Source organism: Myxococcales bacterium, assembly GCA_016706225.1.
Classification (GTDB): Bacteria; Myxococcota_A; Polyangia; order Polyangiales; family Polyangiaceae; genus JADJKB01.
Map to the genome: position 1 here is coordinate 371439 of JADJKB010000003.1, position 26880 is coordinate 398318.

The 26880-nt window shown below is 67.2% G+C and carries 28 protein-coding genes and 1 tRNA gene; 17 read left to right on the forward strand and 12 right to left on the reverse strand.

Annotation, left to right across the window (positions count from 1 at the left end; translation table 11 throughout):
* Positions 1-4 precede the first annotated feature (4 nt).
* Both IPI67_03420 and gloB read right to left on the reverse strand, forming a co-directional pair.
* Positions 5-1024: an esterase gene (locus IPI67_03420; GenBank protein ID MBK7579234.1), complete on the reverse strand. Its 1020-nt coding sequence runs from the start codon at positions 1022-1024 to the stop codon at positions 5-7.
* A complete protein-coding gene (gloB, locus tag IPI67_03425) occupies positions 1021-1794 on the reverse strand; it encodes a hydroxyacylglutathione hydrolase (GenBank protein ID MBK7579235.1) in 774 nt (257 codons plus the stop codon). Before gloB ends, IPI67_03420 begins: the two co-directional genes overlap by 4 nt.
* 142 nt (positions 1795-1936) lie before the next feature.
* On the opposite strand from gloB, the gene IPI67_03430 reads away from it, so the two are divergent.
* The 4 genes from IPI67_03430 (at position 1937) to IPI67_03445 (ending at position 3417) form a co-directional block, all read left to right on the forward strand.
* Positions 1937-2010, forward strand: a tRNA-Arg gene (locus tag IPI67_03430).
* A gap of 61 nt (positions 2011-2071) precedes the next feature.
* Complete coding sequence (locus IPI67_03435) at positions 2072-2305, forward strand: hypothetical protein (GenBank protein MBK7579236.1); 234 nt, start codon at positions 2072-2074, stop codon at positions 2303-2305.
* Complete coding sequence (locus IPI67_03440; protein MBK7579237.1) at positions 2298-2729, forward strand: type II toxin-antitoxin system VapC family toxin; 432 nt, start codon at positions 2298-2300, stop codon at positions 2727-2729. The genes IPI67_03435 and IPI67_03440 overlap by 8 nt, the downstream gene beginning before the upstream one ends.
* Positions 2730-3114: 385 nt before the next feature.
* A complete protein-coding gene (locus tag IPI67_03445) occupies positions 3115-3417 on the forward strand; it encodes a hypothetical protein (protein ID MBK7579238.1) in 303 nt (100 codons plus the stop codon).
* An 18-nt stretch (positions 3418-3435) separates the two neighbouring features.
* Here the strand turns inward: IPI67_03445 and IPI67_03450 are convergent, their stop codons facing one another.
* Together IPI67_03450 and IPI67_03455 are read right to left on the reverse strand one after the other, a co-directional pair.
* Positions 3436-3660, reverse strand: a complete 225-nt coding sequence (locus tag IPI67_03450) for a hypothetical protein (protein MBK7579239.1) — start codon at positions 3658-3660, stop codon at positions 3436-3438.
* A gap of 398 nt (positions 3661-4058) precedes the next feature.
* Positions 4059-5045: a hypothetical protein gene (locus IPI67_03455; protein ID MBK7579240.1), complete on the reverse strand. Its 987-nt coding sequence runs from the start codon at positions 5043-5045 to the stop codon at positions 4059-4061.
* Between the two features lie 60 nt (positions 5046-5105).
* Here IPI67_03455 and IPI67_03460 point away from each other — a divergent pair, with 60 nt between their 5' ends.
* Positions 5106-5900: a hypothetical protein gene (locus IPI67_03460; GenBank protein ID MBK7579241.1), complete on the forward strand. Its 795-nt coding sequence runs from the start codon at positions 5106-5108 to the stop codon at positions 5898-5900.
* On the opposite strand, the gene IPI67_03465 is transcribed toward IPI67_03460, so the two are convergent.
* The 4 genes from IPI67_03465 to IPI67_03480 all read right to left on the reverse strand — a co-directional run bounded on the left by IPI67_03465 (position 5884) and on the right by IPI67_03480 (position 11631).
* Entirely contained in the window at positions 5884-6189 is a 306-nt protein-coding gene (locus IPI67_03465; protein ID MBK7579242.1) for a hypothetical protein, read from the reverse strand. The genes IPI67_03460 and IPI67_03465 overlap by 17 nt on opposite strands.
* Positions 6190-6217: 28 nt before the next feature.
* On the reverse strand, positions 6218-7750 hold the full coding sequence (locus tag IPI67_03470) for a hypothetical protein (protein MBK7579243.1): 1533 nt from the start codon (positions 7748-7750) through the stop codon (positions 6218-6220).
* Positions 7751-7766: 16 nt separating this feature from the next.
* Positions 7767-9683 (reverse strand): hypothetical protein, encoded by a 1917-nt coding sequence (locus tag IPI67_03475; GenBank protein MBK7579244.1) that lies wholly within the window; start codon positions 9681-9683, stop codon positions 7767-7769.
* 118 nt (positions 9684-9801) lie between these two features.
* On the reverse strand, positions 9802-11631 hold the full coding sequence (locus IPI67_03480) for an IgGFc-binding protein (protein MBK7579245.1): 1830 nt from the start codon (positions 11629-11631) through the stop codon (positions 9802-9804).
* A gap of 149 nt (positions 11632-11780) precedes the next feature.
* Here IPI67_03480 and IPI67_03485 point away from each other — a divergent pair, with 149 nt between their 5' ends.
* Positions 11781-12407 (forward strand): glutathione S-transferase family protein, encoded by a 627-nt coding sequence (locus IPI67_03485; GenBank protein MBK7579246.1) that lies wholly within the window; start codon positions 11781-11783, stop codon positions 12405-12407.
* A 112-nt stretch (positions 12408-12519) separates the two neighbouring features.
* On the opposite strand, the gene IPI67_03490 is transcribed toward IPI67_03485, so the two are convergent.
* A complete protein-coding gene (locus IPI67_03490; protein ID MBK7579247.1) occupies positions 12520-14976 on the reverse strand; it encodes a hypothetical protein in 2457 nt (818 codons plus the stop codon).
* Positions 14977-15089: 113 nt separating this feature from the next.
* On the opposite strand from IPI67_03490, the gene IPI67_03495 reads away from it, so the two are divergent.
* From IPI67_03495 to IPI67_03520, 6 genes are all read left to right on the forward strand, one after another.
* Positions 15090-16043 carry a hypothetical protein gene (locus tag IPI67_03495; GenBank protein MBK7579248.1) on the forward strand — a complete coding sequence of 318 codons (954 nt, stop codon included), beginning with the start codon at positions 15090-15092 and terminating at the stop codon, positions 16041-16043.
* A 40-nt stretch (positions 16044-16083) separates the two neighbouring features.
* Positions 16084-17034: a carbon-nitrogen hydrolase family protein gene (locus IPI67_03500; GenBank protein MBK7579249.1), complete on the forward strand. Its 951-nt coding sequence runs from the start codon at positions 16084-16086 to the stop codon at positions 17032-17034.
* Between the two features lie 69 nt (positions 17035-17103).
* Complete coding sequence (locus IPI67_03505) at positions 17104-17745, forward strand: pyridoxamine 5'-phosphate oxidase family protein (protein MBK7579250.1); 642 nt, start codon at positions 17104-17106, stop codon at positions 17743-17745.
* A 93-nt stretch (positions 17746-17838) separates the two neighbouring features.
* On the forward strand, positions 17839-18291 hold the full coding sequence (locus IPI67_03510) for a hypothetical protein (protein MBK7579251.1): 453 nt from the start codon (positions 17839-17841) through the stop codon (positions 18289-18291).
* A 107-nt stretch (positions 18292-18398) separates the two neighbouring features.
* Positions 18399-18638 carry a hypothetical protein gene (locus IPI67_03515; protein ID MBK7579252.1) on the forward strand — a complete coding sequence of 80 codons (240 nt, stop codon included), beginning with the start codon at positions 18399-18401 and terminating at the stop codon, positions 18636-18638.
* An 8-nt stretch (positions 18639-18646) separates the two neighbouring features.
* Positions 18647-18991 carry a hypothetical protein gene (locus IPI67_03520; GenBank protein MBK7579253.1) on the forward strand — a complete coding sequence of 115 codons (345 nt, stop codon included), beginning with the start codon at positions 18647-18649 and terminating at the stop codon, positions 18989-18991.
* A gap of 48 nt (positions 18992-19039) precedes the next feature.
* Here the strand turns inward: IPI67_03520 and IPI67_03525 are convergent, their stop codons facing one another.
* Positions 19040-19495 carry a hypothetical protein gene (locus tag IPI67_03525; protein MBK7579254.1) on the reverse strand — a complete coding sequence of 152 codons (456 nt, stop codon included), beginning with the start codon at positions 19493-19495 and terminating at the stop codon, positions 19040-19042.
* A gap of 101 nt (positions 19496-19596) precedes the next feature.
* On the opposite strand from IPI67_03525, the gene IPI67_03530 reads away from it, so the two are divergent.
* The 5 genes from IPI67_03530 (at position 19597) to IPI67_03550 (ending at position 23985) form a co-directional block, all read left to right on the forward strand.
* A complete protein-coding gene (locus IPI67_03530; protein ID MBK7579255.1) occupies positions 19597-20025 on the forward strand; it encodes an acyl-CoA thioesterase in 429 nt (142 codons plus the stop codon).
* Positions 20026-20031: 6 nt separating this feature from the next.
* The gene (locus IPI67_03535; GenBank protein ID MBK7579256.1) at positions 20032-21402 is read left to right on the forward strand and encodes a flavin monoamine oxidase family protein; all 1371 of its coding nucleotides are present in this window, start codon (positions 20032-20034) and stop codon (positions 21400-21402) included.
* Between the two features lie 232 nt (positions 21403-21634).
* The gene (locus IPI67_03540) at positions 21635-22498 is read left to right on the forward strand and encodes a glycerophosphodiester phosphodiesterase (protein ID MBK7579257.1); all 864 of its coding nucleotides are present in this window, start codon (positions 21635-21637) and stop codon (positions 22496-22498) included.
* Positions 22499-22582: 84 nt separating this feature from the next.
* Complete coding sequence (locus tag IPI67_03545) at positions 22583-23536, forward strand: hypothetical protein (protein ID MBK7579258.1); 954 nt, start codon at positions 22583-22585, stop codon at positions 23534-23536.
* Complete coding sequence (locus tag IPI67_03550) at positions 23533-23985, forward strand: hypothetical protein (GenBank protein ID MBK7579259.1); 453 nt, start codon at positions 23533-23535, stop codon at positions 23983-23985. Before IPI67_03545 ends, IPI67_03550 begins: the two co-directional genes overlap by 4 nt.
* 49 nt (positions 23986-24034) lie before the next feature.
* On the opposite strand, the gene IPI67_03555 is transcribed toward IPI67_03550, so the two are convergent.
* Positions 24035-25645, reverse strand: a complete 1611-nt coding sequence (locus tag IPI67_03555) for a hypothetical protein (GenBank protein MBK7579260.1) — start codon at positions 25643-25645, stop codon at positions 24035-24037.
* Positions 25642-26646, reverse strand: coding sequence for a hypothetical protein (locus IPI67_03560; protein MBK7579261.1), 1005 nt, complete (start codon positions 26644-26646; stop codon positions 25642-25644). Before IPI67_03560 ends, IPI67_03555 begins: the two co-directional genes overlap by 4 nt.
* Positions 26647-26880 lie beyond the last annotated feature (234 nt).

Below are 26880 nucleotides of genomic sequence, written 5' to 3' on the forward strand. Positions count from 1 at the left end.
GCTCTCATTCGATCGGCGCCACTCCGCGCAGTACTCGATCGTGGAAGGTGAGCATCTCGTACACACCCGGACCCCGGTTGAAGATGTAGTCGTGGGGCCCGGGGATCACGTCGAGCACGTGGTCGACATCGGCGGCGCGCAACGCCTTGGAGATGTTGCGAGTCGAATTGAGAAAGAAGTCGTGATCGCTAGTCAGGAAGCGGAGCGCGAGCTTCGGGTTCTTCTCCCGCGCAGCCTTCGCGCGCCGTGTCAGCTCCGGCGCGTCCGCTGAATCGAATGCCGCCTGAAGAGCCGCGACGGCACCGAACGATTCGGGGTACTCGAGCCCGATCAGGACGGATGCGCGTCCTCCCAGGCTGACCCCGTCGATGCCCGTCGATGCCGGCGTGCCCAGCGCGGGAGTCTCACGGTAGACCCTCGGCAAGAGCTCGTTCACCACAAAACGCGCAAACGGTCGCGCGGAGCTGAAGGGTTTGTCACCGCTCAAGATGTCGGGCGTGAACGGACACACGACGATCAAGTCTCGGTAGGGCTGCCGCGCGAGCGCCTGATTCAGGTGCGCCAGCCGCTGTTTGTCCGCGAGCCCTTCGAGATCTTCATCGACCAGCGGCGGCGCGTGCAGGCGATCGAGCGCGGTCACCAGTCCGTAGTCGTCGATCCAGCCGCGAGCGCCATGCGCCGGGCCTTTGAACGACTCACCCCGCCCGTGCATGGCAACGAGCACGGGAAAACGCTGCCCTTCTCGACGCGCTGGCAGGCGAACGACGACCTGCATCGGTCCGGCCTGGGTCGAGTCGTAGACCCAGGTGAGCTCACTCGCTGGTAGCAGGCGCGCGAGCGGCGCAGCGCTCGCCGAAGCCGGCGCTGCGCTTGGCTTGGCGACCGCCGAAGGCGTGCGCGTCGTGCGTGCGGACGTCACCGACGCCGGGGGCGCGCCTGACGGGCTCGAGCCACCGCGCGCTCCACAGCCATCGCAGGCCGCCAGGAGCAAGGCGCAGAAGATCGGGGCCCGCCGCCCGCTCACCGGAAGCTGTCTTTCTCCGCTCTGATGGCGCCGAGCACATCTCCAGGGCTCGCGTCGGCGGCGAGCTCGGCCGCGAGGTGCTTGCGGAGCTCGGCGCTGTCGCAGCGCATGAAGGGGTTGGTGCGGCGCTCGTCGCCGATGCTGGAAGGCACGCTCGGCTCACCGCGCTCGCGCAGCGCAGCCACCCGCTCGGCCTTGCCCCGCACGTCGTTGTTGCTGGGCTCGAGGTGTGCGGCGAAGCGCAGGTTGGCCGCGGTGTACTCGTGGCCACAGAACACGCGCGTGGCGTCGGGCAGCGCGCCGAGCTTCTCATTGAGTGACTCGTACATCTGCGCCGGCGTACCCTCGAACAAGCGACCGCAACCGGCGGCGAAGAGGGTATCCCCGGTGAAGACGGCATCACCGCACACGTAGGCCACGGCACCCGAGGTGTGTCCAGGGACGTGCAGCGCTTTGAAGGACAACCCGAGCTCCTCGAACTCGTCGCCGTGGTTGTGCTGCACGTTGAGGAGCGGGATGCGGCCGGCGTCGGATGCGTGCCCATGCACGGGCAGCTCGCCGAACGCCTGACACAGCGCCTCGTTGCCGCCGGTGTGATCCCAGTGGTGGTGGGTGTTGAGGATGGCGCCCAGCGTCAGCTCGTTGCGGGTGAGTGCGGCGATGACGGGATCGGCCTCGCTCGGATCGACGACCAGCGCGCGGTTGCTGCCGTCGGCGACGATGAGGTACGCATAGTTGTCTTGGAGGCAGGGGACGGTGATCACACGCATGAGGCGAGGGAGCCTAGCGCAGCGCGGCCGACATGACAGGTCCGAGAAGCGCGCTGATTCGCCGCCCGATCCATCGCAGCAACAGCCAAATTCCGCCGGGATTGCCCCGCGCCACCCCCTGAGCTAATGAGAGCGCCCTTTTGCGCCCGTAGCTCAGCTGGATAGAGCGACGGCCTCCGGAGCCGTAGGTCAGAGGTTCGAATCCTCTCGGGCGCGCTGAATCGGTGCCAGGCGCGGAGCCCGGCTGCGTTCATCGTGGGGTGCTATGATCCCCTCGATGGCGCAACCGAAGCTCCCCGCCGAACTGGTGCCAGCGGCGCTGAAGCCCCTGGTCGATCAGCTCGCGTCGTTGCCCGAGGAGCAGCGGGAAGCCGTCATTCACGCGGCGCGGCGCGAACGGAGCGCCCTGAGGCTCCGGCCGGTTCCCTGGGATCACCTGCTCGCTGCGGTGGGCAAAGTGAACCTCGGCGGGGACGCCATCGAGGACTGCAAAGCCCTCTACGATGGCTGAAGTCGTCCTCGACGCGAACGTCCTCGTCGGGTTGCTCGACGCCGGGGACGTGCATCACGCACGTGCAAGGGCGCTCGTCGATCGGCTCCAGGCCGACGGGCATTCCACGGTGCTCTTGGATGTGCTGGTGGGGGAAGCCGTGTCGGTGCTGTGCCGGCGACGGGACCGGCGCACGCAGCCACCGCAGCTCGAGCCCGCCCTCGGGTTCGTCCGGGAATGGTTTCAAGCGGGCGATGTGACGAGCGTGCAGGGCGAGGCCACGCGGCTGGCCGAGGACATCCTCGACGTGGTGCTAGCGACGCAGGGCACGTTGAACTTCAACGACGCCCTGCTGGTGGTGCTGCGGCGCGAGGGTACCATCGACAGCGTCGCGTCCTTCGACCAGGGGTTCGACCAGGTCGAAGGGTTCGCTCGCATAGAATAGCGTCGTAACAGCGTGGAAACGACCTTGCCAGGTCGCTCCGGTCGCTCCCGCGCCGGGCCGACATCCAGAAGAGAGCGACGCGTTTTCGCGATCCTTGCATCAGGGTCTACGGATACTCTGTGCCCGCCGCGGATGGGGCACGCGAAGTGGACGCGTCCTGGTACTACTCGGCCGACACGGCGATGCGGTGAGCACATGAAAGCCACACTCTGCGCGATCGTGCTCAGCGCCTTCTGCGCGTGCTCGACATCCGACGACGCATCCTCACCCCGTGACGCTTCGCCCGATGACGGAGTCTCCGACGTCTCGACGACCGATGGCCCCGACTCGGGAGGCGACGCGAGGGGTGGCAGTTCGGGCGATGCCGGGGCAGAGCACGCCAGCGATGCGAACCAGGACGTCGATTCGGGCGAACCTGACCCCCCTCTGCGAGGGACTTGATGAGTCAACCTGCAAGAATACGCCGGGTTGCATCGCCCTGACGGGCCAGCAGTACTCGACCGGAAAGTACGGCTTCGCGGGCTGTGCACACTGGTGCGCAGGCTCCACGTCTCCCACGTGCGGGATCGCTCCCGACAAGTCCTGCTGGCAGTTCGTCGATGCCTGCGTGCCGGACGGGTGGAAGCTGATTGAATTCTGTTCGTCGCAGGCGAAGTGCTCGGCGATCTCGGATGCGGCGGCGGAGTAGGGCAGGCCGCGGGCCGCATTACTCGCCCTTGGTCTTCAGCATCGAAGCACGCTCACCGCAGAGGCGGCCGGTGGGCCACCGCCTCGCCACCTCCCAGAGTTGCTTCTCCGCGTCCATCCTCGCAACGGGCCTCAGCGCCCGCTCGGTGATCAACCTCGGCGGCGTACCCGGTGGGAGCAATCGGAGCCACTTCTGGATGTCCGGATGCAGCTTGAGCAACGCCAAGATGGACCCCACCCGCATCGCCGAGACCCCTTCCCTTGCTGCGATCGCCGCCCGGCTCCTCACGGCCCCGGCATCGAGCTCACACTGCCACTCCTCGGCCTGAGCCAGCAGCCGGGTGATGGGCGGCGGCTCGGTCGGCCGCGGCCAGCGTCATCGTCGGCGCGTTCATCGGAACCCACCGGGCGCACTACTTCGAACTCCAGCACGTCGATCTCTGGGGCAAGCGCTACCGCGACGTACGAGACGTGCTCGCTGACATCGAGGAGTTCTTGCCGCCCGCCGAGCGAGTGCACTCTCCGATTCATCGCTCCGAGCGACTTCCGCCGCGGTCATCTCCATGACGCGAAGCCGGCCTCGCTGTTCCGCGATAGAACATTTGCAAACCCTTCGGCACCACGTCGTTGCCGCCACGCTGCTCAGGGCTGCACGCTCCGCGGCGACAGCCCGGCGACGTTCGTATACGTGCCGGCGCCGACTTCGAAGTCCAGGGCGGCCACCGGGGTCGTCGCGCCCGCCAGGGTCTCGTGCATCGTGTGCTTTCCCGGAGCGACGTTCCACCATACGGGCCACGCTGACTTCGTTGCGCCCAGGCTCCCGTCGGGCTGCACGTACCCGGTGGGTTGCACGCCGTCGAGATCCACCGTCACGTCACTGCGCCAAGACAGGTTGCAGTCGAGCACGTCCGCGATCACCAGTCCGGTGCCCGGGTCGTAGGTCACACCGGCGGCCTGGGCGAGGGCGGCCATCTTCGACTTCTTGACCGCGCCGTAGTGGGAGTTGTCGCCCACCATCGCGTGCTGCGGATTGCGCACGGCCGGGCGCAGCAGCAGGCGCGTCGCGAGGTCGGGCCCGTCGAGGGCGATGGTGCCCAGGAAGCCGTCCTTGCCGGCGGGCACGTGAAGAACGAACCGGCCGGCGGCGTTGGTCGTGGTCTGAGCGAGGGGCGAGGCGCAGCTCGGGTCGGCATCGGCACAGGCCTTGACCCTGACGCCCTCGATCGCCGGGTAGCTCGATGCTTCGACGCTCACGTAGTCCAGCGTGATGTCGAGCGTGGACTCCAGGGGAGCGGGCTCGCCAGCCGTCCCGGTCGTGCACTCCCAGCCTTGGTTCCCGGACATGTTGATGGGACCGCCGCAGTGCGGATCGCACACGACCGAGCTCGCGGAGCGCTCGAGCAACTTCGCTATCCAGTCCGTGAGCGCCACGCCGCCCGCCTTCATCGGATACAGCTGGGCGTGCGGAAGCAGCGTGTGTTTCCAGCCCGACGCATGGCCGAGACCTTCTCCCGAACCGCAATCGACGCCTGGCTCCTGACCACCCCCAATGACCAGCTCCCGCTGCCAGGCCTCGGCTTGCATCAGCAGCCGTGTGATGGGCGGCGGCTCGGTCGGCACCGGCTTCACTTCGCCCGCTCGTCGCGCCAGGGACTCCCGCGCGGGTGGCGTCCCGCGTACAATCCAAGCATGGCGTCGTCTCCGGGCTCGCGCGCCCGGCGGGTTCGGGGAGGGCTGCTGCTGATTGCAGCTGCCGTCATCGCCGGCATCTTGAAACTGGCGGGCGTCTCGGTGGGCACTCTGGCGCTCGTCCTGGGCCTCGCGGCGGCCGCCTTCATCGTCACCGCCTTCATCGCGACCCACCGGGCGCATTACTTCGAGCTTTCGCACCTCGATCTCTGGGGCAAGCGCTACCGCGACGTGCGCGACGTGCTCGCTGACATCGAGGAATTCTTGCCGCCCGCCGAGCGAGTGCACTCTCCGATTCATCGCTCCGAGCGCAGTTGGTGGCGAGACTTGCTGGCGACACAATTCGGGACGGCCGCTCCGGAGCGCACAGCGGAAGCTCACCTCTCGGAGTGGAGGCTCAGCGGGCGGCTGGGCAACGGTCGCGCGTTTTGGCTCGAACCGCCCCGGACGCTCGCCGTCGCCTGCGCGCGCTCGGGCAGCTTCCGGATTCACGCCGACTACGATGGCGGTCCGTATCCGCTCGCCGAGCAGTCGCTCGCACCCTTCTGCGAAGAACATGCGCTCGGGTTCGAGCAGATTGCCACCCTGGCCGAACAAGTCTTCGAGCGTCGAACGCGGGCGCTGGAGCTCGCGGACGGTTGGTTGCTCGCTCACGGCTCAGCGAGCGACCCGGAGTTTCATCCGCGGCTCTTCTCGACGATTCTCGAGCGGCTCGACGCCCTCGCACGCGCGCTCGAACACCGAAGCGGACCAGAGAGCACGCTCGCCGGAGACGACCTCACTGCGAGCGTTTGAGCAGGGCGCCGCCTTCGCCGGCGATCCACACGTTCTTCCCGTCCGCACCCCACACGGTGTTCAGGGTCTCCTTGACGCCGGAGGTCTGCTCTTCCCACACGCTGCCGTCGAAGTGCAGCACCTTGCCGCTCGACCCGACCGCGTACACGTCGGTCGCGGCGCTGCCCCAGAGATCGTTCAGCGAATAGAGCTCCCCGGTAGTCACGACGTTCCAGGTCTTGCCATCGTAACGCGCGATGGTGCCGTTCAGTCCGACCGCCCACACGTTCGCGGCGTCGGCTCCCCACACGGCACGCAGCGTCGGGGTCGCGCCCGCTTCATTCGCGACCGGGTACACCCCACACCGCGCCGTCCCAGTGCAAGAGTGTGCCCGAGTCCCCCACGGCCCAAGCGTCCGTGGCGCTGGCGATCCAGACGTCGTTCAGGTTCTGCGCAGTGTTGCTCGGTGTCGCCACCCAGCTGGTCTGGTTCAGAAGCGCGAGCAAAGTGCCCTTCTCGCCGACGATCCAACCGCCCGTCGGCGTGAGCTGCACTGCGCGCAGCCAAGCCTGGGTCGGCACCTCGACCGTACTCCACCCCTTTTGAGTCCCACCCCAGCGAATGATCGTGCCGCCGGTTCCGACCGCCCAGGCATCGTTCGCGCTCACCGCCGCGACGTCGTAGAGCGCGCGTGGGGTGTTCGGCTCGACGACCTGCCAGCCGCTGCCCTGATTGTGCAGCACCTCGTCTCCGACGGCCCAGACGTCTTTGGCACCGGTGCCCGCGAGCGCAAGTCGGTTCGCGCTGGAGCCGGAGGAGAGCAACGAACGCGCGTCCCCATCCCAACGCTGGATCACTCCGCCTTCGCCGAAGCTGATGACCTTCTGATCCCCCACCCGGATCAGCGCAAACAAGCTCTTCTTGGTCGCGGATGGCAGAGACACCCAGGCGGGTGCGATTGGATCGTAGCGCAGCGTCTGACCGCCCAGGCCGACCGCCCACACGCCCTCGCCGTCCACCGCGACCGCCAGGTTCGATGTGGCGCCGGGGATCTGAGTGACACCCCAAGCGCCCGCCGCGAGCACTGCGTAGAACCCGCCGTCACCCACGGCGACCACACTCGTCGAGTCTCGGCCGGCGAGCGCACGCCAGCGCGGTCCAGAGACGAGCGCGATCGTCCAATCGGTGCCTTGCCGCGCGAGAATCGTCCCACCCTCGCCCGCCGCCCAGACCTCACCGGTCGGCGCGGCCCAGACCGCGTACAACGGCGTCGGCGTCGGGCTCATCTCGAGCTTCCAGCTCGCGCCGTCGTAGTGCCAGATGGCGCCGGCATCACCGACCACCCAGACGTCCTTCGCCGACGCGCCGTGGACCGCGAAGAACTTCGTGGTGACACCGGCGTCCGTCGCCGCGTCCGCATCGGTCGGCAGAACCACCTGCGACCAGCTGCCGTTCTCGTACTGTACGATGGTGCCAGCCGCCCCGACGGCCCAGAGGTGCTGTGCGTCCGCGCCCCAGATCGCCGACAGCGTCTCGTCCGTTCCGACATCGACACCCGCCCATCCCTTGCCGTCCCAGTGGATGACCGTGCCCTTTTCACCCACCGCCCACACGTCGGACTCGCTCGAGGCCCAAGCGCCGCCGAGGGTGTTTCCCTGGGGCCTCGGCAGCTCCCAGCACCAGCCGTCGCTCGAGCACGCGCTGTAGGTCTTGGTGACGGGCCCACCGTCGCCGTCCGCGCCGTCGACCGCGGCGTCCGTGCCGCCGTCGGACTTCTTCTTGCCCGAGCCGCCGTCGTCACCGCAGCCCGACGCCAGCGATAGGGCCAAGGCCGTCGCGGTCGCCGCGCCGATGAGAATTCGCATTTTCAAGCCAAGCTCCTTGTCATCAACACGGAGGGCAGGTCACCTGACCGCCGCATCCGTCGGATCCGCTGTACCCACACTTGCCCGTACAGCTCACGGGCAAACAGCAGGTTCCGCTCGTCAAACACACCTGACCGCCGGGACACGCCGGGCACGCAGCCTGACCGCCGCAGCCATCGGGCCAGCTGCCGCACTGCTTGCCGAGCGCCGTGCAGGTCTGCGGCTGACAACACTGATTGCCCTGGCAGACTTGACCCGAGGCGCAGGGCCCACACACGAGCTGCCCACCGCAGCCGTCGCTGGTGTTGCCACAGGCCACGCCCTTGGCAGCACAGGTCGTGGGCTGGCAGCACTGGTTGTTGTAACAGACGTCCGACGCGTTGTTACACGGGCCACAGTCCACCTGGCCGCCGCAGCCGTTGCTGGTCTTGCCACACTGCTTGCCGAGCGTCGTGCAGTCCTTCGGAGTACAGGGTGCGCAGACGTTGGCGGTTCCACTGCCGCCACACACCTCACCGTTGGTGCAGGCGCCGCAGTTGAGCTGCCCGCCGCAGCCATCGCTGATGTTGCCGCAGTCCTTGCCCTGGGCCGCGCAGGTGGTCGGGGTGCAGCACTTCCCGCCGCCGGTGCACTTCTCGTTCGTCAGGCAGGTGCCACACTGTACCTTGCCTCCGCAGCCGTCACTGTGCTCGCCGCACTCGAGGTTCTGATCCTGGCAGGTCTTCGGAACACACGGCGCGCACACGTTCGCCGTGCCGCTGCCGCCGCACTTCTGCCCGGTCGGGCAGTCTCCGCACGCGATCGTCCCGCCGCAACCGTTGCTGATGTTTCCGCAGTTCTTCCCCTGCGCTGGACACGAGGTCGGCGTGCAGCATCCGCCGCCGTAGCACAGCTGATTCGTGGCGCATGTGCCGCACGACAGCGTGCCGCCGCAGCCATCACTCGCGGGGCCACAAATGATTCCCTGCTCGCCGCACGTCTTCGGGATGCAGGCGACGCACACGTTGTTGGAGCAAATTTCACCCGGCAGGCAGCTGCCGCAGTTCAACGGCAGTCCGGTGCAGCTGTTGGTTACCGTGCCGCAGTTCTTGGCCTGGCTGTCGCACTCCGGCGGCGGGGGCGGCGGCAGACACTTGCCTGCGACGCACTGCAGACCCCCGGCGCAGGTGCCGCAGGTCAGCACGCCGCCGCACTTGTCACTGATGGTGCCGCACTGGACCTTCTCCGCCTGACACGTCGTGGTCGCACAGGTGATGCACTTGTTGCTCACCGCATCACAGGTCTGTCCCGGGCCGCACGCCGTGCACGTCACGCTGCCGCCACAACCGTCGGGGAAGGTGCCGCACTTGTCACCCGCGCACTGAGCCGGCACACACGGTCCACACTTTCGCGTGGCGCCATCGCAAATCTGTCCCGGCGCACACGCGCCACAATCGACGCTCTGCCCACAAGCGTCGTTGATGACACCACACTCGGCGCCAGCCGCCTTGCAGTCGTCCGCCGGCGGCGTGCAGGCGTGGGTGCTGTTCGAACAAACCTGACCTGCGGGGCATGCCCCACACGCCACCGTTCCGCCGCACTCGTCGTCGACGGTGCCGCAGGTCGCCTTCGCGTCCACACACGTCTTCGGCGTACAGCCCGCGCCGCCTGTGCCCGTCGCGCCGGTACCCCCGGCCGCCGCGCCGCCGCCGTCCGCTGCGGTACCGCCGTTGCCACCGGTGGCCGCGCCGCCCGCCGCGCCATCGAGCCCGCCGCCGTCCGCCGCCGAACCGCCACTGCCGCTGGCGGCGACACCGCCCGTTCCGCCCTTGCCCTCTTCGCTCGAGCTGCCACAGCCGAAGGCCAGTGCACCAACCGAGAGAAGTCCAAAGAGCAGGCTGACTCGCACTGCCCGACCCAAGCTCATTGCCTTCGAATCGTTGCGCCTGCGCTTGGTCATCGTCTGACTCCTCGGTGTGCCCGCCGCGGACGGACGCCGTTCGAGAAGAGTATAACCGATGCGGTGCGGGTGCGACTTCTCGTCCCGCACCGGAGGCGGTCTGCCCGAGGTTCTGCGCTCAGAAGACCGGTGGGATCGTGATCGGCGTCAAGTCGAGGCCGCCGGCATACATGTAGCTCGTGTAGCGCCCGTAGCCGTACACCATGATTCCGAAGGGGCTGCCGGACTCGATGCGGTGAACCTCGAGCCCCGCCGGGAGCTCGACGCGGGTGACCGCGTACCCGCTGGCGCCGATCAGAGACGGTGTGCCGGAGAGCGGCGCGCCGTCCAGGCTGACACTGGCGCCCGACTTGGTGATCACGTTGACGAAGCTGGTGTCGTAGGTGGCGCTGGTGATGAAGAGGTAGTCCTTGCGATACTGCGCCGCGGGTACGGCCAGACCCAGGCTCGGATCACCCGAGCCGCTCGGGACCGAAGCTTGCCCCTGCATGAACTGGGCGACCATGAACGCCTTGTCTCCGCTGACCTTGAAGTCCTCGGTCACGCCCGAGAGCTCGAGCGGTGCGTCCGTCGGGCTCAAGGTCTTGTCACCCGAGACGCTCGCAGGATCGAAGGTGAGCTTGGTGTTCGGCTCGATCGCGACGATGCGCACGACGTGCGGCGACTGACTGGCGAGGGCCGCGGGAAAGGCTACGTAGTACTCCTTGCCAAGCGTCTCCACGGGCAGCATGGCGTGCTCGATGTGGTCACAAGCGTCGGTCGCGGCAGTGGGGATGTTCGCGCACGAGTGCCCGCCGATGACCTGCACGGGTTTGCTGGCCTTGAGGCGGGTGCCGCTGATGTCCGCGCCGTACTGTCCGCTCGGGCCGTCGTGTCGCGCGATGACCTCGAGCACATCGCCGCGAGCGAGGGTGACCTTGCCGTTGCCACTCGTATCGATGCCCGCACCCGCTGCGAACTCACCCTTGCCGAACAGCTGCACCTCGGTCCCATCTTGGGTTGCGGTCACGGCCACGAACCCGGCGCGATTGGGCGCGCTCGGCCAGGCGACGCTGGTGTAGTTCCCGGTCAGGGTCGTTGATGGAAGCAGCAGCGTCGCGTCGTTGGAGAACGCCAGGCAGTCACTGCCGAAACCACCGGGGCACTTGGCACCGACCGGGCACTCGGCAGGCGCGGGCTTGATCTCGTAGCGGAGCGGCGAGAGCTGGTACACGGTCACCGGCTGATCGGTGCGAAGCCGGTAGGCGCCACCCTTCACCACGCGCGTCGCGCCGGGATCCGGCGGCAGCTGACAGGCATCGACGTCTCCACCCTTGAGCTCGGGCACCCAGGGCAAGCTGAGCACCTCGAGAGCGCCGGCCGCGACGCTGGTCTTCTTGACCTCCGTCGTGCCGCGCGTCACGACCACCGAGGCTGCGCTCTTGCCCGCGTTCGCCACAGCCACGGCGAACTCGAAGCCGCTCCACACCGGATTGAGCGTCACCGTCGGGAAGTAGTCGCAGCCCAGGTAGCTGTACTTCAGGCTCGGCGGTGTACAGCTGCCGGTGCAGCCGCTCGTTTCGCACTTCATGCCCTGGGTCGCGTCACACTCGAAGGTCTCCCAGGCGCTGCCATCGTTCTTGCAGATCTTGGCCGTGCCGTTGGCGCACGACTGCGATGTGGGCGCACAGGTGACACAGCCGAAGAAGTCGACACAGATCTTGCTGGACGCCGCGCAATCGACCGGGTCTCCGACCTTACCGCCGCCGAGGCAGGGTTTGGCTACGTCGCCGCTGCACACGAACTGACCCGCGGAGCAGGCCAACACGTCGATGCCGCTGTCGGCCGGCTTGCCGCCGGTGCCGTCCTTCTGGACGACCTCGGCATCGCTCGAACAGGCAAGGGCGAGCGGGCCGGGTGACAGCACTAGACACAGCGCGAACCAGAGAGCGGGAGAGCGCAACGCCATTCCCGCAGCATAACCGAGCCGCGCGCTCCCCGCGAACTTCGCTCGGCTTCGCCCGCCCGCGGCGCGCATCGGAGCCGCGGTTCGCAGATCGAACGTCGCTCCCCGCGCGTCCTGGTCTAGCCTCTTGTGCCGAACCAAGGCAGGTCCTCATGTCGATCGTTCTCTACCATCACCCGTTTTCTCGCGCGGCCACTGTCGTCTGGATGCTCGAGGAGATCGGGGAGCCCTACGACCTCTCTTACGTGGACATCATGAAGGGGGAACAGAAGGCACCCGAGCTCGTTGCGCACAACCCGATGGGCAAGCTGCCCACTCTCACCGACGACGGCGTCGTGATCACGGAAGGCGCAGCGATCGGGCTCTACCTGGCCGATCGCTACGCTTACGGCCGCCTCGCTCCGCGGGTGGATGACCCCGCTCGGGGCACTTACCTCAGGTGGTCCCTGTTTGCGCCGTCGGTGATCGAACCGGGAGCGATGGCAAAACTCGCTGGCTGGTCCTTCAAGGAAGGGCAAGCGGGATGGGGTGCGTACGAGTCGATGCTGTCGGCGATGGAGAGCGCCATTTCGGACCGTGGTTTCATCCTGGGCGACACGTTCTCGATGGCCGACGTGATCTTCGGCGGCACCCTGCGCTACATGCTCGCTTTCAAGATGCTGGAGCCGCGCCCGAGCTTCACCGCGTACGCGGAGCGCCTGGCACAGAGGCCGGCGCTCGAGCGCGCCGAAGCAAAGAACGCGGCCATCCGTGAAGAGCGAGGGCTGAATCGAGTTTGACTCGGGCGATCGCGGCTCTTCGCGGCACCGCGTTCGCTTCAGGCTCGACTGAGCGGACGCTCCGGGCTGAATGGTCGAACGGGCAGACCCCTTGGCGAGTGAGGGTCGTCTGTCACTCGGTGGGCGCGGCGCCGGCGAGTTGCGGGCCAACACACGCGATGAACACGGTCGAGCCCGACGCCGGGGTATCGTCGCCGCTGAAGAGCAGCTCGCGCGCTGGGGAGCAGCCTTGTACCAACAAGGGGTTACCCACGCCCTGCGACGGATCGACGTAGCACCAACCGTAGTTGTTCGGCTGCGGACCGGTCTCTTCGCAGGCCTGCCTGTCTTTCACGTAGCCGATCTCGCACTTGCAGTAGTTTTCGGGCTTGCAGCTGTCGCCTGCGCACTGCCCGGTTAGCTCGAGTCGATTCATCACGGGCTCAATCACCGAGTGAGTCACCTCGCTGCGCCGCAGGCTCGTGTCACATGCGGCGCAGGGGCTGCCGGGGCCATCGCGCGGAAGCACCTCGACCATCACACATCGCGGAATCCGACTCGGGTCTGGTTTGCCCGCTTTGTCGAGGGGAAAGGCGACGGGCGGATTCAAACACTGGCCACTGATGACTGGCTTCAGTCGTTCGATGATGGCTGCCATGGCCGGGTTGAAGCCGTAGCTCGGGTTGCTTTTATCGTCGGTGATCTTCGGACAAATGCTGGCCACGACGCTGTTCTCGCCGAAGTCTTTCAGCACCTCTAGCTCGCGAGTCCCGGGGAAGGCCTTCGCGTGCGTCTGCAGCTTGGTGAACTGCCCGCTCTGGCTCTGGCACAGCGGGTTGTTCGCGGTGTAACCCGTGCCCACGTCATCACAGTCACAACCGCCGCCGGGCGCAGCACCGCAGTCCTTCGGTTGCGACAGCTCGAAGATGCAAGCGTACTGCAGGTCGCCGTCCGCGGTCAGCCACTCGTGACCGTTGATCGGGTTCGCCATGGGAGCCGAGCTCTCGGGCGCTAGCTCGACGTTCAGGGCCGGGTTGTTCCCGGTGCGCGGCGCGCTCGACTCGATCATGAGCGCGTCGTCGGGCTGGTCGGTCAGGTCCCACTTGTCGCAAATGGCCTTGGGGCGAGGCAGCTCGTTGCCCGGGTTGTTGCTCGCGTTCTGTGCGACCGTCTCCTTGCACTGCGGCAGCAGCCAGTCCCAGGGGATCGCCGAGGGCCGCAGGAACTCGAGCCGGGACGGGTCCGCGAGCGTGGCCGGCGTCGCGATGTCCTGCCAAGGCACTCCGACGATCCCAGCGAGGTAGATCAGTCCCGGGTCCCGCGTCAGATTGTCGCAGGCTTCCGGAGCGCCCAAGTCCTTCTGGAAGAGCGGGTTGCACACGCGGTAGCCCTTCGCATTCGGCTCGTCGAACTGGCAGCCAACCGGACCGTTCGCGTCCCACACCGGACAGATGCGCGGCTGGCTCAGGGCCTCGACGTAGCGCCGGGTCGGGTACAGAAACTCCTGACCGAAGCGCTGCTTCTGCTGCCAGCAGCGCAGGTTGGGGTGGTCTCCTGCGTCGTCCCAAGCGCCCTTCTGGCACTCCGGGTCGCTGCCAAGTGGCAGGCAGCCGGAGGGCGGCGCGCTCTCCGAAGCCTTGCACGAGCGGCAGCAAGGGCTGTCCGGAGCCTGCACGCACTCGGAGGTGGCGCGGGGCAGATGAAACGCCGAGGCGTCCGGGTTGCTGGTCTGTGCCGCGAGCCAGTTGAAGTCGCCATCGATGATCGAGCAGTCGTTCTCGTCGCTCAACATGACGATGGCGACCAACGAGTTGGGGCGCAGGAAGTCCTTGCGCTGCTGCAGCAGGACGTCGTCCACGCCCTGGCGCTCTGCGGCTCCGTTCACCACCACCACCTTCGACGGCGGCGCGGGGTCGACCAAAAAACGGTACCAGGACTCGAGCTGGGCCTCGTAACCGCAACCGCTCTCACCCGTCGCCTTCACGTGCTCCGCGAAGGTCGCCTCGAGTTTGTTCTTGTCGAACTCACCGGGGCCCGCAGGGCCCTGCTTGCCGGTGGGGGCCCACCACAAGAAGCCCAGGTCAGCATAACTCTGGAGGTTGGGTCGCAACAAACCGATCAGGTGGGCGTTGTCGCGCTGGGTCGGGTTCGACTTCGGGTTGCTCTCGGAACACTCGTCCCCGCCGTGTCCACCCAAGCTGCTCGACACGATCCCGATGTGGATGTCCTTGATCGGTTCGAACTCCTCCCAGGCCTGTTTGCTGCAGGGCTGATCCGTCAGCTTGCCCGAGCCGTCATCGCACTTGGGCGTGATCAGCCGCTTGAGTAGCTCCGGCACCGCCTCCGCGAGGAGCGTCTGTTTGTCGGCCATCGAGATCGAGTTGTCGATCATGAAGAGCAGATCGATCTTGTCGAGGCGGCTGAAGCGGACGTCCTGCACGAACCACTTGGTGCTGTTCGGCGAAGAGCCCGACTCGGACCGGTCGAGGCAGCCGGACACCGCGAGCGCGGCGGCGAGGCTCAGACCTGCCAAGCTCGCCCGAACCCACGCTTGCTCCGCCGCCATCGCCGGGAAACGAGCAAGCGGCATACCGGAAGGATGGCCCTGTTTCTCTGCCGGGCGCCCGCAACTGGGTTGGCAGTGCGCCAACCCGAGTGCACCGCGAAATTGCGGGGCTGCTTCTCCGCTGATAACTTCACGGGATGCTGCGATCGCTGAGCGTGATGATCTTGACTGCATCGCTCGTCCACTGCTCGGCGGACGATGGCGGCATCGCCGGCAACACCGGCGGTGCGAGCGTCGGCGGCTCGACCGGCGCCACGGGTGGGTCGAGCGGCGACGCGAGTGCGGGCAGCGGCGGCAACGGTGCCACCGGAGGCAGCGGCGGCTCCATCATTCTGCCGGACGCAGGTCCGTGCACCCCCACCTCGGCCACCGAGACCCTCTGCGACGGGCTCGACGACGACTGCAACGGAAAGGTCGACGACGTCGACGTGGGCAAGGACGGGATCTGCGACTGCCTCAGCATCGGCATCATCGGTAATCCCGGCTCGAATCCCTCTGCGAATTTTCAGGCCTGGCTCACGGCGCGCGGCACCTCGGTCGAACGCACTCATTTGACGGCCACCGAGAGCTTCGACTCGGCGTTGTTGAGCAAGTACGACGTCTTGATCCTCGACCGACTCCCGCGTTCGTACACCAACCCGGAAGCTGACTCGCTGAAGAGTTGGGTCGAGAGCGGAGGGGGATTCGTCTCGATGACCGGATACACCGACTCCGCCCCGGACTTCTACGCGAACACCCTGCTCGCGCCGTTCGGGCTGGCTTACCAGCCGGGGCTCTACTCCGAGCCGGTGACCCAGTTTGCCACTCATCCGGTGACCACGGGTCTGACGTCGGTGACCTTCGCCGGCGGTTACCTGGTGAAGGACAGCGGCTCGACCGGCGGCACCAGCACCGTCATCGGCAGCATTTCTGCCGGGCCCGTCGCGTTCGCCCACGAGCGCAGCAAAGGCCGCGCGGTGATCTGGGGTGACGAGTGGATCGAGTTCGACAGCGAGTGGCAGAAGCTGCCCGAAATCGAGAAACTCTGGGTCAACATGCTGGCCTGGATCGGTCCGCAGGACAGCTGCCAGGTTCAACAAGTCCCACACTGAAGCGGACACCGAGAAGGCGGGCGCGTAGGCTCGGGAAATCGTGACCGAGCCTCGAACCCTCCGCGTCGCGGCCGTGCAGGTCGAGAGCCTCAACGGCGACGGCGCGAACAACTTGAAGCGCACCGAGCCGCTGGTCGCCGAGGCCGCACGGGCGGGAGCCCGCCTGGTCCTGTGCCCCGAGTTCCTGGCCGCGGGATACATCTACAGCGAGTCCATCTGGGACGCGGGCGAGCGCCAGACGGGAGCCACCGAGACTTGGCTCAGACGGGTTGCTGCGGAGCACCACGTCTACGTCGGAGCCACGTATCTGGAGGCGGAGGGCGACGACTTCTACAACACCTTCGCTCTCGCGGGACCCGACGGCCGCATTGTCGGCCGCATCCGCAAGGAGTCCTTGCCGGCCTTCGAGGGCTGGTATTTCAAGAGCTGCCCCGAGCCGAAATCGATCGACACGGAAGACTTTCGGATCTCCGTCGGCATCTGCCAGGACAACCACACGGCGCGGTTCTTCGAGCGCGTTCGGCAGGAGAAGCCGGACCTGCTGCTCATGCCCCACTCGGCACCTTGCGTGCCCTTCGGAACGTCCGTGATGCAGAACAACCTGGGTGAGGTCGCGCCGTACTACGCCAGGGCGTTCGGCATCCCCGTGGTGCTGGTGAACAAAGCAGGCGGCCGCTGCCACACGCCGATCCCGGGCGTCCCGCTGGTGCGCCTGCGCTTCGACTTTCCCGGTCTCTCGTGCATCTGCGACGCGGACGGTCGCGTGCTCGAGCGCTTGGCCGACCGGGAGGGAGTGATCGTGGCGGACGTGTTGCTCGACCCGAGCCGAAAGCGCCACCCGCCCGCTCCGAAGCACTGGTACTGGTCACGAGCGCCCCGGGTCTTGCCCCGCGTGCTGGGCGCGTTCTTCGTGGTCATGGAGCGCCTGGGCAAGCGCGCTTACTCACGCAATCGCGGTCGCCCCGTCGCGGCGCGCGGTGTTTCTTCCTGAGCCACGCGAGAACAGCAAGGACCGCGGGCTCGATTGCGGCGCCCTTCGGTGAATGGAACGCTTCGGCTCATGCCTCCAGCGTCCAGCGCGGATCACAGGATAAATACCGAGACCGAGCTGCGTCAGCTGATCGGTTCACCCACCGAGCTGGTGTGCAAGAAGCTCGCGGCTCGGCTCAACCCTCTGACCCGCGAGTTCATCCTGCGCTCCCCGTTCGTGTGCGTCGCGACCACCAACGCCGAAGGCAACTGTGATGTGAGCCCGCGAGGCGACCCGGCTGGGTTCGTGCGTATCCTCGACGATCAGACCCTGCTAATCCCCGAGCGCCCGGGCAATCGCATCGCGGACACCTTGACCAACATCATCGCGAGCTCGCGGATCGGGCTCTTGTTCCTGGTCCCGGGAGTCACGGAGACGTTCCGGGTCAACGGCCGCGCCACGCTGACGACGGATCCCGAGCTGCTCGCTCCCTGTGCGGTCGAGGGCAAGGCGCCGCGCCTCGGCATCGTCGTCAGCATCGAGCAGGCGTTCACCCAGTGCTCGAAGGCGCCCCTCCGCGCGCAACTCTGGGAGCCGAGCCTGCACGTCAATCCGGAGTCGATGCCCAGCAACGGACAGATCCTGCGCGCCATCGAGGGCGATGGGTTCGACGCCGAGGGTTACGACGCCGAGCGCAGCGAGCGTTATCGCCGCCGCGAAGGCTTTTACTGAGCGGTTCGTGGGCGGGCTTGCCGGCGGCCTGGGAATCAGGCTGCGAGGAACGCCGTTGACAGCGTTGGAAATTCATCGGACCTAGGTGTGATCATGAACCTCGTGCGACTCGTCATCGTCTGCTTGGCTGCCACTTGTGTCGTCGCCTGCAAGAGCCCGGAGCCAGGAGAGCCGGCGGCCTTCGCCGAGGTCTGCGGTCCAAAATTCGATCCGGCGCCCAATGGCGACCTGAAACGCGTGAGCGTGGAGGGGTACCTCGGCATTCCCGGCGGACTGTTCGTGATGTGCAGCGACACCTGCGGCATGGTGCTCAGGGCCAATCCGACCGACAAAGAAGGCCTGCGCGTGAATCTCAGGGTCGGCGGCAGCAAGAACCAGATGGAAAAGCTGCCCAAGGACTTCTCGGAGAAGGACCTCTCCGTCACCACCGCCGAAGGCAAGACGGTCGGCGTCGGCGCCAAGGTCCGGGTGACCGGCGGCAGGCTGGGCGGGCTCGAGCACAAAGACTGCCAGCTCTACAAGGTGGACCTGATCCAGGCGCTTTAGTCCGCGAGTCCCTCCGCGCCCGAGTCGCGCCGCGCGGTTCGTGCTCGCCCTAAGTGAGAGCGGTCACGTCGAGTGACGGCGCGCCAGGCTGGCGCTAGTCTCAGCGCATGCGCCAGGGGGTTTGGGTGCTGCTCGCGGCCGTCATCGCTGCGTGCGGCTCGGAGGACGGCGCGCGGAAGAGCCCGCCGAACGCCAACGTATCGGTGAGCGACTTTCGCCAGAACCGCGTCGACAAGATCGACGTGCTCCCACGCCAGCTGATCTTCAGCGGCAACGACACCCCCGCCGCCGGCTCGGGAGTCTTCGTCGCCTGCACCGGCGCTGCGGGAGCTGACCCGGGACCGTGACTGCTGGCATGAAGACCACCCCCATGCTCTTCACGATCGGACTCGTCGTGGCCGTGTTGTCCACCGCCTGCACCAAGAAGGAGTGGAAGTGTACGGCCTGCGTCTCGGGATCGACGGCAGAGTGCGCCGATTCGAGCCGCTACGTCCAGAACCGCACCGAGGCCGAGGCACAGTGCAGCGCGGGCGAGGAGCTGTGCTCCAGCCTCATCTCGAACGGCGCGACCTTCGATCGCATCTGCAGGGGCAAGAGCGCGACACGCATGTTGGGTTGTTCGGAGGCGTTCCTGGGACAGCTCACCTTCCAGTGCGCAGCGGACACGCAGCTGAACGCGCCGCTGCCCGGCGTGCGTTGACCGGCCGCGGGGACGATCGCGAGCTCTGCGTGGGTTGACGGTTGACGCTCAGAAGTTCTCCCGCACGAGATCTTCCGCGGTCTTGCCCTTGGCCCCGCGCAGCTTGAGCGCGGCCTTGAGGGCTGGGCGCGGACCGAAGCTGTCCGTCGGCGTCCCCGCGCTCGCACTGGCACTCGGCAGCGCGGCCGTCGCCGTTCGCTCGCTTGCGACGGCCAACGGGGCGGCGCTGGCCGCCGGCGCAACTGCGCTCGGGTCCGCGGTCATCGCAGTTCGGGCAGGTGCCGCCAGCTCGTCCGACGGCTGCGCTCCAAAGGACGCGGACGGAACGGGCGCTGCGCTCGGAGCCACGCCGGCGTCATGACTGCGCTCTTGAAGCGCAAACACCGCGGCCAGGCTCACACACGCCACCAAGCCCACGGCAATCAGCCTCCCGTGCTTCGCGGCGGACGGCTCGCTCGAAGAGGGCTCCGGAGTCCGCGGCTCGCGAGTGCTCCCCTTTGCCATGTCTGCGCAGGATAACGACACGGAGCAGCGCCGCAAGCGCGGAACGCGCGCACGGGCTTCACCGGACAATCACCAAGCAAATGCGGCTATGCTCGCGGGTGATGTCCGATCCGTCGAACAACCCCGCGCGTCCCGTGTGCATCGAGCTGCCCGTGATGTGGGGCGACATGGACGCCCTCGGACACGTCAATAATGCGGTCTACGCCCGCTGGCTCGAGCAGGCTCGCATCGCGTATTTCGAGCGGCTCGGGTTGATCGGCGGCGGCAGCGTCGGCCCGATCCTCGCTCGGCAGGCGATCGATTTTCGCGAACCCGTCACCTATCCCGACACAGTCAGCGTCTCGGTCGGCGTCACTCGTATCGGTACGACCTCTCTCACTCTCGGATATCGCACGACCAGCCAGGCCAAGCAGGGCATGACCGTCATGGAAGCAGAGAGTGTGATCGTGGTCTTCGACTATGCGACCGGCAAAAAAACTCCGGTGAGCGCTGAGCTCAAACGCGGGATCGACTCGCTGCAGAAGGAGTGACGGCGCGTGTTCGATGCCGAGGTCATCGTAGTGGGAGCGGGCATCGCGGGACTCACCGCGGCGCGCGAGCTCTCACGGGCAGGGCAAAGTGTGCTGGTGCTCGAGGCGCGCGAGCGCGTCGGCGGTCGCACCTTCAGTGGTGAGCTCGACGGCGCCGAGGTCGACTGGGGCGGGGAGTGGATCGGCGACGGTCAGCCGCTCGTGCACAGCCTGATCGAGGAGCTGGGGCTCCGGACCTTTCCCACCTTTGATCAGGGCAGAAAGGTGCTCGAGCTGCGGGGACAGATCTCCACCTACGCCGGGACCATCCCGCGCATGGCGCCCTGGAAGCTCGCCCAGATGCAAGCCGCCATCTGGGTCATCGACGCCTGGGCTCGCCGCCTCGATCCGGCCGCGCCCTGGCGGCACGCTCGCGCGGAGCTCTGGGACGGAACGACGCTGGACGCGATGCGACGCAAGCTCATGTGGAGCGAGGACGCACGCACCACGATGGACGCCGCCATGCGCACCATCTTCGGCGCCGACTCGAGCGAGCTGTCGTTGTTTCACGCGCTGAGCTACGTGCGGTCCGCCGGCGGGCTCGAGCGCATGATCGCGACCGAGGGCGGCTTTCAGCACGAGCGCATCGCCGGCGGGGCGCAGGCCATCGCGCTGGCGCTCGCCGACCGACTCGGCGCGGAGCGGGTGAAGCTCGGCACTCCGGTCGCTGCCATCAAGCAGGATGGCGAAGGGGTCAGCGTGACCAGCAGGGCCGGGCAGACCTGGCGCGCAAGACACGCCATCGTAGCCGTGCCGGTTCCGCTCGCGGAGCAGATCGAGTTCAGCCCTGGATTACCCCGAGCGAGGAGCGAGCTGCAGAAGGGCGCCCCCATGGGAGCTGCGGTGAAATGTTTCCTGCGCTACGAGCGCACCTTCTGGCGCGACCGCGGTCTGTCGGGCGAAGCCGCCAGCGCCGATGGTCCGATCTCGGTCACGTTCGATCAGTCGAGCGAGGACGGACGCACTGCGTGTCTCCTGGCGTTCATCGGGGGACCGCCGGCGCGGAGCTGGCATCGCCTAGACCCCAGGGAAAAACAGCGCATCGTCACCGACAAGCTGGCGCGGTTTTTCGGCGACGAGGCCAGACACCCGCTGTCCTACGCGGAGTGCGACTGGACCAAGGAGGAGTGGAGCGGGGGCGGCCCCGTGGCATTGTTCGCGAGTGGTATTCTCTCGCGCCATGGTCACGCGCTCAGAGAGCCCGTCGGTCGTCTGCACTTTGCCGGCACCGAGAGCGCGCGCCGCTGTATGGGATTCATGGAGGGCGCCATCGAGTCGGGAAAGCGAGCAGCCGCAGAGCTCTCCCCGGCGGGAGCGGAGGCAGAGCATGGCGCCTGAACCGCAAGACGGCAGAACGGCCGAATGCCTGCTCCGCTCAAATTCAAATCCTCCCCCCTTCCAACTTCCTGTGAAAATTTCTGCCTCTTCGATTCCGCCTTTCCGCTGCTCAAATTCAAATCCTCCCCCCTTCCAACTTCCTGTGAAAATTTCTGCCTCTTCGATTCCGCCTTCCGCTCAGATCGCCCCCCCGCGCCAGAGCGCGACCTGGCGCGGCTCCCTCCGGCGTGCCGTGCGCTGGGTCGGCGCGGGCGCACTCGCCGTCTTCCTGCTTGGCTGCGGCGATGATCCCAAAGAAGACACCCCGAAGGGCTGCAATCCGAGCAAGGACCGCTTGCTCAGCTGCGCGCCCCTCTTGATCGCACACCGCGGAGGCGGCGCGCTGATGCCGGAGGAGACCCTCCCGGCCTTCGACAACGCCAGCACAATCGGTGCCGACGTGCTCGAGCTCGACGTGCACTCTACGGCTGACGACGAGATCGTCTGTTTGCACGACGACGAGGTCAATCGCACCACCGACGGGACAGGACTCGTCCACGACTTCACCCTCGCCGAGCTGCGGAAGCTGGACGCTGGGTACGCTTTCACCCAGGACCAAGGAGCGACCCACCCCTGGCGCGGCAAGGGAGTGACCATCCCGACGCTGGCGGAGGTGCTCGACGCTCACCCGACCGCGTGGTGGTCGATCGAAATCAAACAGACGACACCCGGCATCGTCGATCTCGTGCTGGCGGTGCTCGACGAGGAGGGCGCTGCGCCCCGCAGCGTGCTGGTCTCCTTTTCGGATGATGTCGTGCAAGAGGTCCGGGCGAAACGGCCCAACCAGCTCACCGGCATGGGACTCGGCGAGATGCTCGAACTGTCCACCGTCTCCGATGAAACGGAGGCCGACTACACGCCGGCCACGCGCCTGGTCCAGCCCCCGTATGCCTCGCTCGACGCGGCGCTGGTGGCGCGGGCCAACCGGCTGGGCCTCGTCCTGCACGCATGGACCGTCAACGACGAGACCGACATGAATGCGTTGCTCGACCTGGGTGTGCACGGCATCATGACCGACGACCCGGCACTGCTCAAAACCGTGATCGACGCGCGCTGAGGCCGATTGCCGCCGCGCCCGTCGGCTGGCGAAAATCGGAGGATGACCGTTCCCCAGCCGCGCGCGCGTGATACCGTCCGCCGCATGGGGATCGACGACCTTGCAGCAACGTTGGCCGACACCGGACGCATCGGGTTGAACGCCGAGTTGGCGAAAAAGTTGGGCGTGCAGAACGTGGACGTCACGCGCGGGCGCTTGATGTCGCAGGGCGACGGGGACCAGGGCCACCTGGGTGTGTACCTGCTATCGACCTACGTCGTCGACGACACCGATTTCTGGGGCGACGGCGAGATCTATTGGTGGTGTGTCCCCGTGCTCACCCGGGCGGGAGGCGCCGTCAGCCGTGAACCACTCGTGGGCCTGCCCAGCGGCGCGCCGCCACACAAGGTTGGGTCACTGGAGTGGATGACCAACATCTCGCTCAGCAATCCACCACTGCTCGCGGTGATCCCCCCGGAGGACGACATCGAGACCTGTGTGCTTCGGATTGCCTTTTATGACGACGACGGCGCGGCGGCCGATCTGCCCAAGGCGATGACCGCGGGGCTCGAGGCCTACTCCGAGATCACCAGCCAGGGTCTCAATGGCGCCGAGCAGATCATCCGGCCCGTTCGCGACGCCATCTACAAGAGCCTGCGCGCCGAGCAGGACGACATCCTGGTGGACCAGGACGTGATCTTGCGCCGCGGAGAGGTCGTGCGCTTCGGGCGCGGCATGATCGGCTCGGTCATCAACGCCATGGCGCGGGTCTACTACTACGTGAAGGACGAAAAGAAGACCGAGCAGTTCGGCCCCATCGCCCTGCACAAGGGCCAGACCGAGACCGTGAAGTTCGAGAGCAAGCTCAGCGGCGGCGGGCGACTGGCGCTCTTCGCCCGCGGCGCCGACGTGACATGTCAGGCCTTTGGCGAGCTGAGCACCGACATGCCGTTCCAGAACCGCATCATCGACGGCCGACAAGAGGCCAGCCTCGCAGGGGGTTTCAGCGTGTCCGGGACTGGCGCCGCCAAGCTGATCGCTTTTTACACTCCTCCGTGAGCCTCATGCTCGGCGTGATCTGGGAAGCGCCGCAGAGCCTGCTCGGGCTCTTGAACCTGGCGGTCCAGCGCCTGCTGGGCAACATCGAAGCGCTCGAGCAGCGCCACGGTCGAGTGTTCGTGAGGCTGCGCGGCGCCGGGGCGGTGTCGCTCGGATATTTCGTGTTCTGGAGCACCCACGACACGGCCTTCGTGCGCGTCAATCCACACAACGACCTGCACGAGTGGGGCCACGCCAAACAGTCCCGCCTGCTCGGGCCACTCTATTTGCTGGTGGTCGGTGTGCCGTCGTCGCTGCGCGCGACCTACGCCATGGCGCAATGGCCGTTCACGCGGCGCCCCTGGGAGGGTTACTACGATGGCTTCCCGGAGGCGTGGGCGGATCGCCTGGGCGGAGTGTCGCGCCCGCGGGGCGCCAGTCCGCCCCTGACCACCGCGCCACCGAGGTGAGCTTCGCCAGCGCGTCGTCAGAGCGCAGCTCCGCCGCCACGAGCCGAAGTCAGGCGCTCCGCGCTCGACGCCGTCGGGTGAGGCCCAGCGCCAGCGCCAGCATCCACCAGTGCGCGCCCGACCTTGGCGCTACTCCACAGCCGGAGCTGTCGCCGGAGTCCTTCGCCGCGCCGCTACCCGCCGCGGCACCGCCGGTGCCTGACGCTGCGCCCACGCCAGGCGCGCCGCCGGCAGCGGACGTGCCGCCGACACCGACTCCGCCCGCCGCGCCGCCAAAGGCCGAGCCCGCAGCACCACCAAAGGCCGAGCCCGCCACGCCACCAGAGCCGCTCGTTCCCGCTGCGCCGCCGAAGCTCGCGTCTCCGGGCTCACCGCCGGCGTCGGGTTTGGGCGTGACACCCGAGTCCGGCACTGCGCCGCCGCACTTCGACGACGGCATGCAGTACTTCTCGCCCGCGCCGATGTCCGCGCAACAGCCCCCGGGAAAGGCCGCGCAGTCGGCAACGCCGGTGCACGGTTTGCTGCAAAAGCTGGAGCTCGACGTGTAGAGGCAGGTGTCCACGCCAAGGTTCGGGTTGCAGAAGGGTAGGCTCTTGTTACCCGGGTACGAACACGCGCTGCTCGGTCCACCCTTGAACTGGTACTTCTTCGGGCCGGCGCCGCAGGCCTGCCCGCTCGACGGCGTGAAATTCACCGTCAAGGTGTACGGACCACTGAGCGCCGTGCCTGCCTTGGCGAAGGTGTCCGCCACCACATAGTAGCTGCCGCAGTCGATGTTCTTGCTGAAGCTCGTGTCGTGCCGCGCCACGCAGTCGTTGGTGTTCATCGACTCGTACAGGTGCACGTCGATGTCGACGCCCACGTCGTCCGAGACACTCACACTCAGTACGCCCGGCTGGCTCACCGTCAGTTTGTAGATGTACTCGGGCCCGGACTCCGGGACACTCGGGTCGAGAGCGCAGCCGTCGAGCACGTCGCTCAGCGATTGCGCCGTGTTCCTCGAGTCCACGAACGGAAAGCTCGAAATGACGATGGGGTTCTCGGTCGTCCCGCTCGGATCAGCGGCGCTCGTACCCGTGATGTTCTTGTAACGGCGGGGGATGAACCCGTTCAACCAGGACCAGCCCGGCAAGCTGTAGTGCACGTTGTAAAAGACCGACTCGTAGAGCGCCGGCTCACCGTTGGCGAGCAGGTGGCTGTACATCGCCATGTGATTGCCGGCGTCATTGAAGATGTCGCCTGGCAGCAGCTGGGCCTGGCTGATCACGGACGACACCTGATCGACGTCCGAGGTCGTGTGATGACCCGAGCCCCACGCCTGGCTCACGAAACCGGAGCAATCGAGACCGGAAGTGCAGCTCAGGATCCCGTCCGCCGGATACGACCCGGCGCCGTAGCCCTGGGCGATCTCCTGATCGAACTGGAACAGCGACATGTAGCCACCCCAGTCGTACGGCAGTCCCATGTAGTCGCCCGGAGCGTAGATGCTCTTGTAAGCGCCGTTGCACGAGGCGGTGCCGTTCTGGGTCTTGGCGGTCCAGGGATGAAAGGAGAACGCCTTGGCCTTGATGATCGCCTCGGTGCGCGTGACGCCGAGCGCGGTGCCCGAGAGCGCGAGACCAAAGCCGGCAATGGCAGCGATGAGACGCTTCCGGCTCATGGCGCCACCTCCTTCTCGAGCACTCGGACGCTGGTGACGGTGAGGCCCGCCTCGGTCGGGTGAATGAAGGCGAGCCGCCCGGCGCCGAACGCAAGCTCGGTCCGCGGGGTGTAGAGGCCGGGGGCCGGCAGCTCTTCGTCGAAGACGACGTTGCCGGTAAGCGCATCGGCGCACAGGGCACGACGACTGACCGAGAGCGCGGGTGAGGAGCTGACCGTCTCGGTCCGGAGGCACACCACGTTGCCACGCCCGCCGATCACTCGCGCCGCGGTGAAGGCGCCAGGCAGCCAAATCTCTTTTTCGATTTCGCTGCGCGCTTGCTCGTCGGCCGACTGTGAGACCACGAGCAGGTGAAGCACTCCGTCCTTGGCCCGCACGGCCACGCCGCGACCGTCGGGCAGCTGAAGCGCACCCTCGCGTTTGGTCTCGAGAGCGACGTTCAGCGGCAGTGGCGCGCTGGGGCTGCCGAGCTCGATCACTTCCTGGTGGGCGCTTCGAGCGCGGACACGCCGTGAGCTCCCGATCTCGAAGTCGACCGTGTCTCGAAGCTCACGCGGGACCGCGAGCTCTCCAACGCTGGCCCCCGCTGCATCAAAGAGCTGAGCGCGGGAGCGAAGCGGGCTGAACGCGAGCCACGTCCCGTCGGAGCCGGCGGCAAGTGCTTCGGTGTCGACCGACACGGCCGCCAACGTGCGAAGCGGCGCGACCGAGTCCACGACCACCACTCGACCTGCCAGGCGATCGAGCACGATGGGGCGGCCATCCGGCAGTACGGCCACGGCGTTCGGGCCGTAAACCACGCTCTCTTTCAGCGCAGGCGAGCGACGCAGCTGTGCCGCCGACTCTCCCCAGGGGATGTTGCGCTCGAAGCGTTCAGCGAGCTCCGCGGAGGCCACGCGAGCTTGGTTCTTCTGGGTTGGTTCGGACTCCCGCGCCACTGCGCAGGCCGCCAGACATCCGGCGATGCACAAGGATGCACGCCACGCTCGTTCGTTCGTCATCTCCACCTCTCGTGTCGGTCCCGCGATGCGAGGCGGCGCCGACGGGTCGCGCGCGCTTTAGCACGAGCACGCTGCATGCAAAACCCGAAAGCCCGATCGACGGCGCGCCGCTCTCGTCACTCGCAGCTCAGCGCACGTGCGTCCGATCGAGAGGGCAGCTCGCGCGAGCGCGCGAGCCCAGCGATGGCACGACGGTTGCTGATGTGGACTCGAGAACGCGAGAACCGGGCTTCT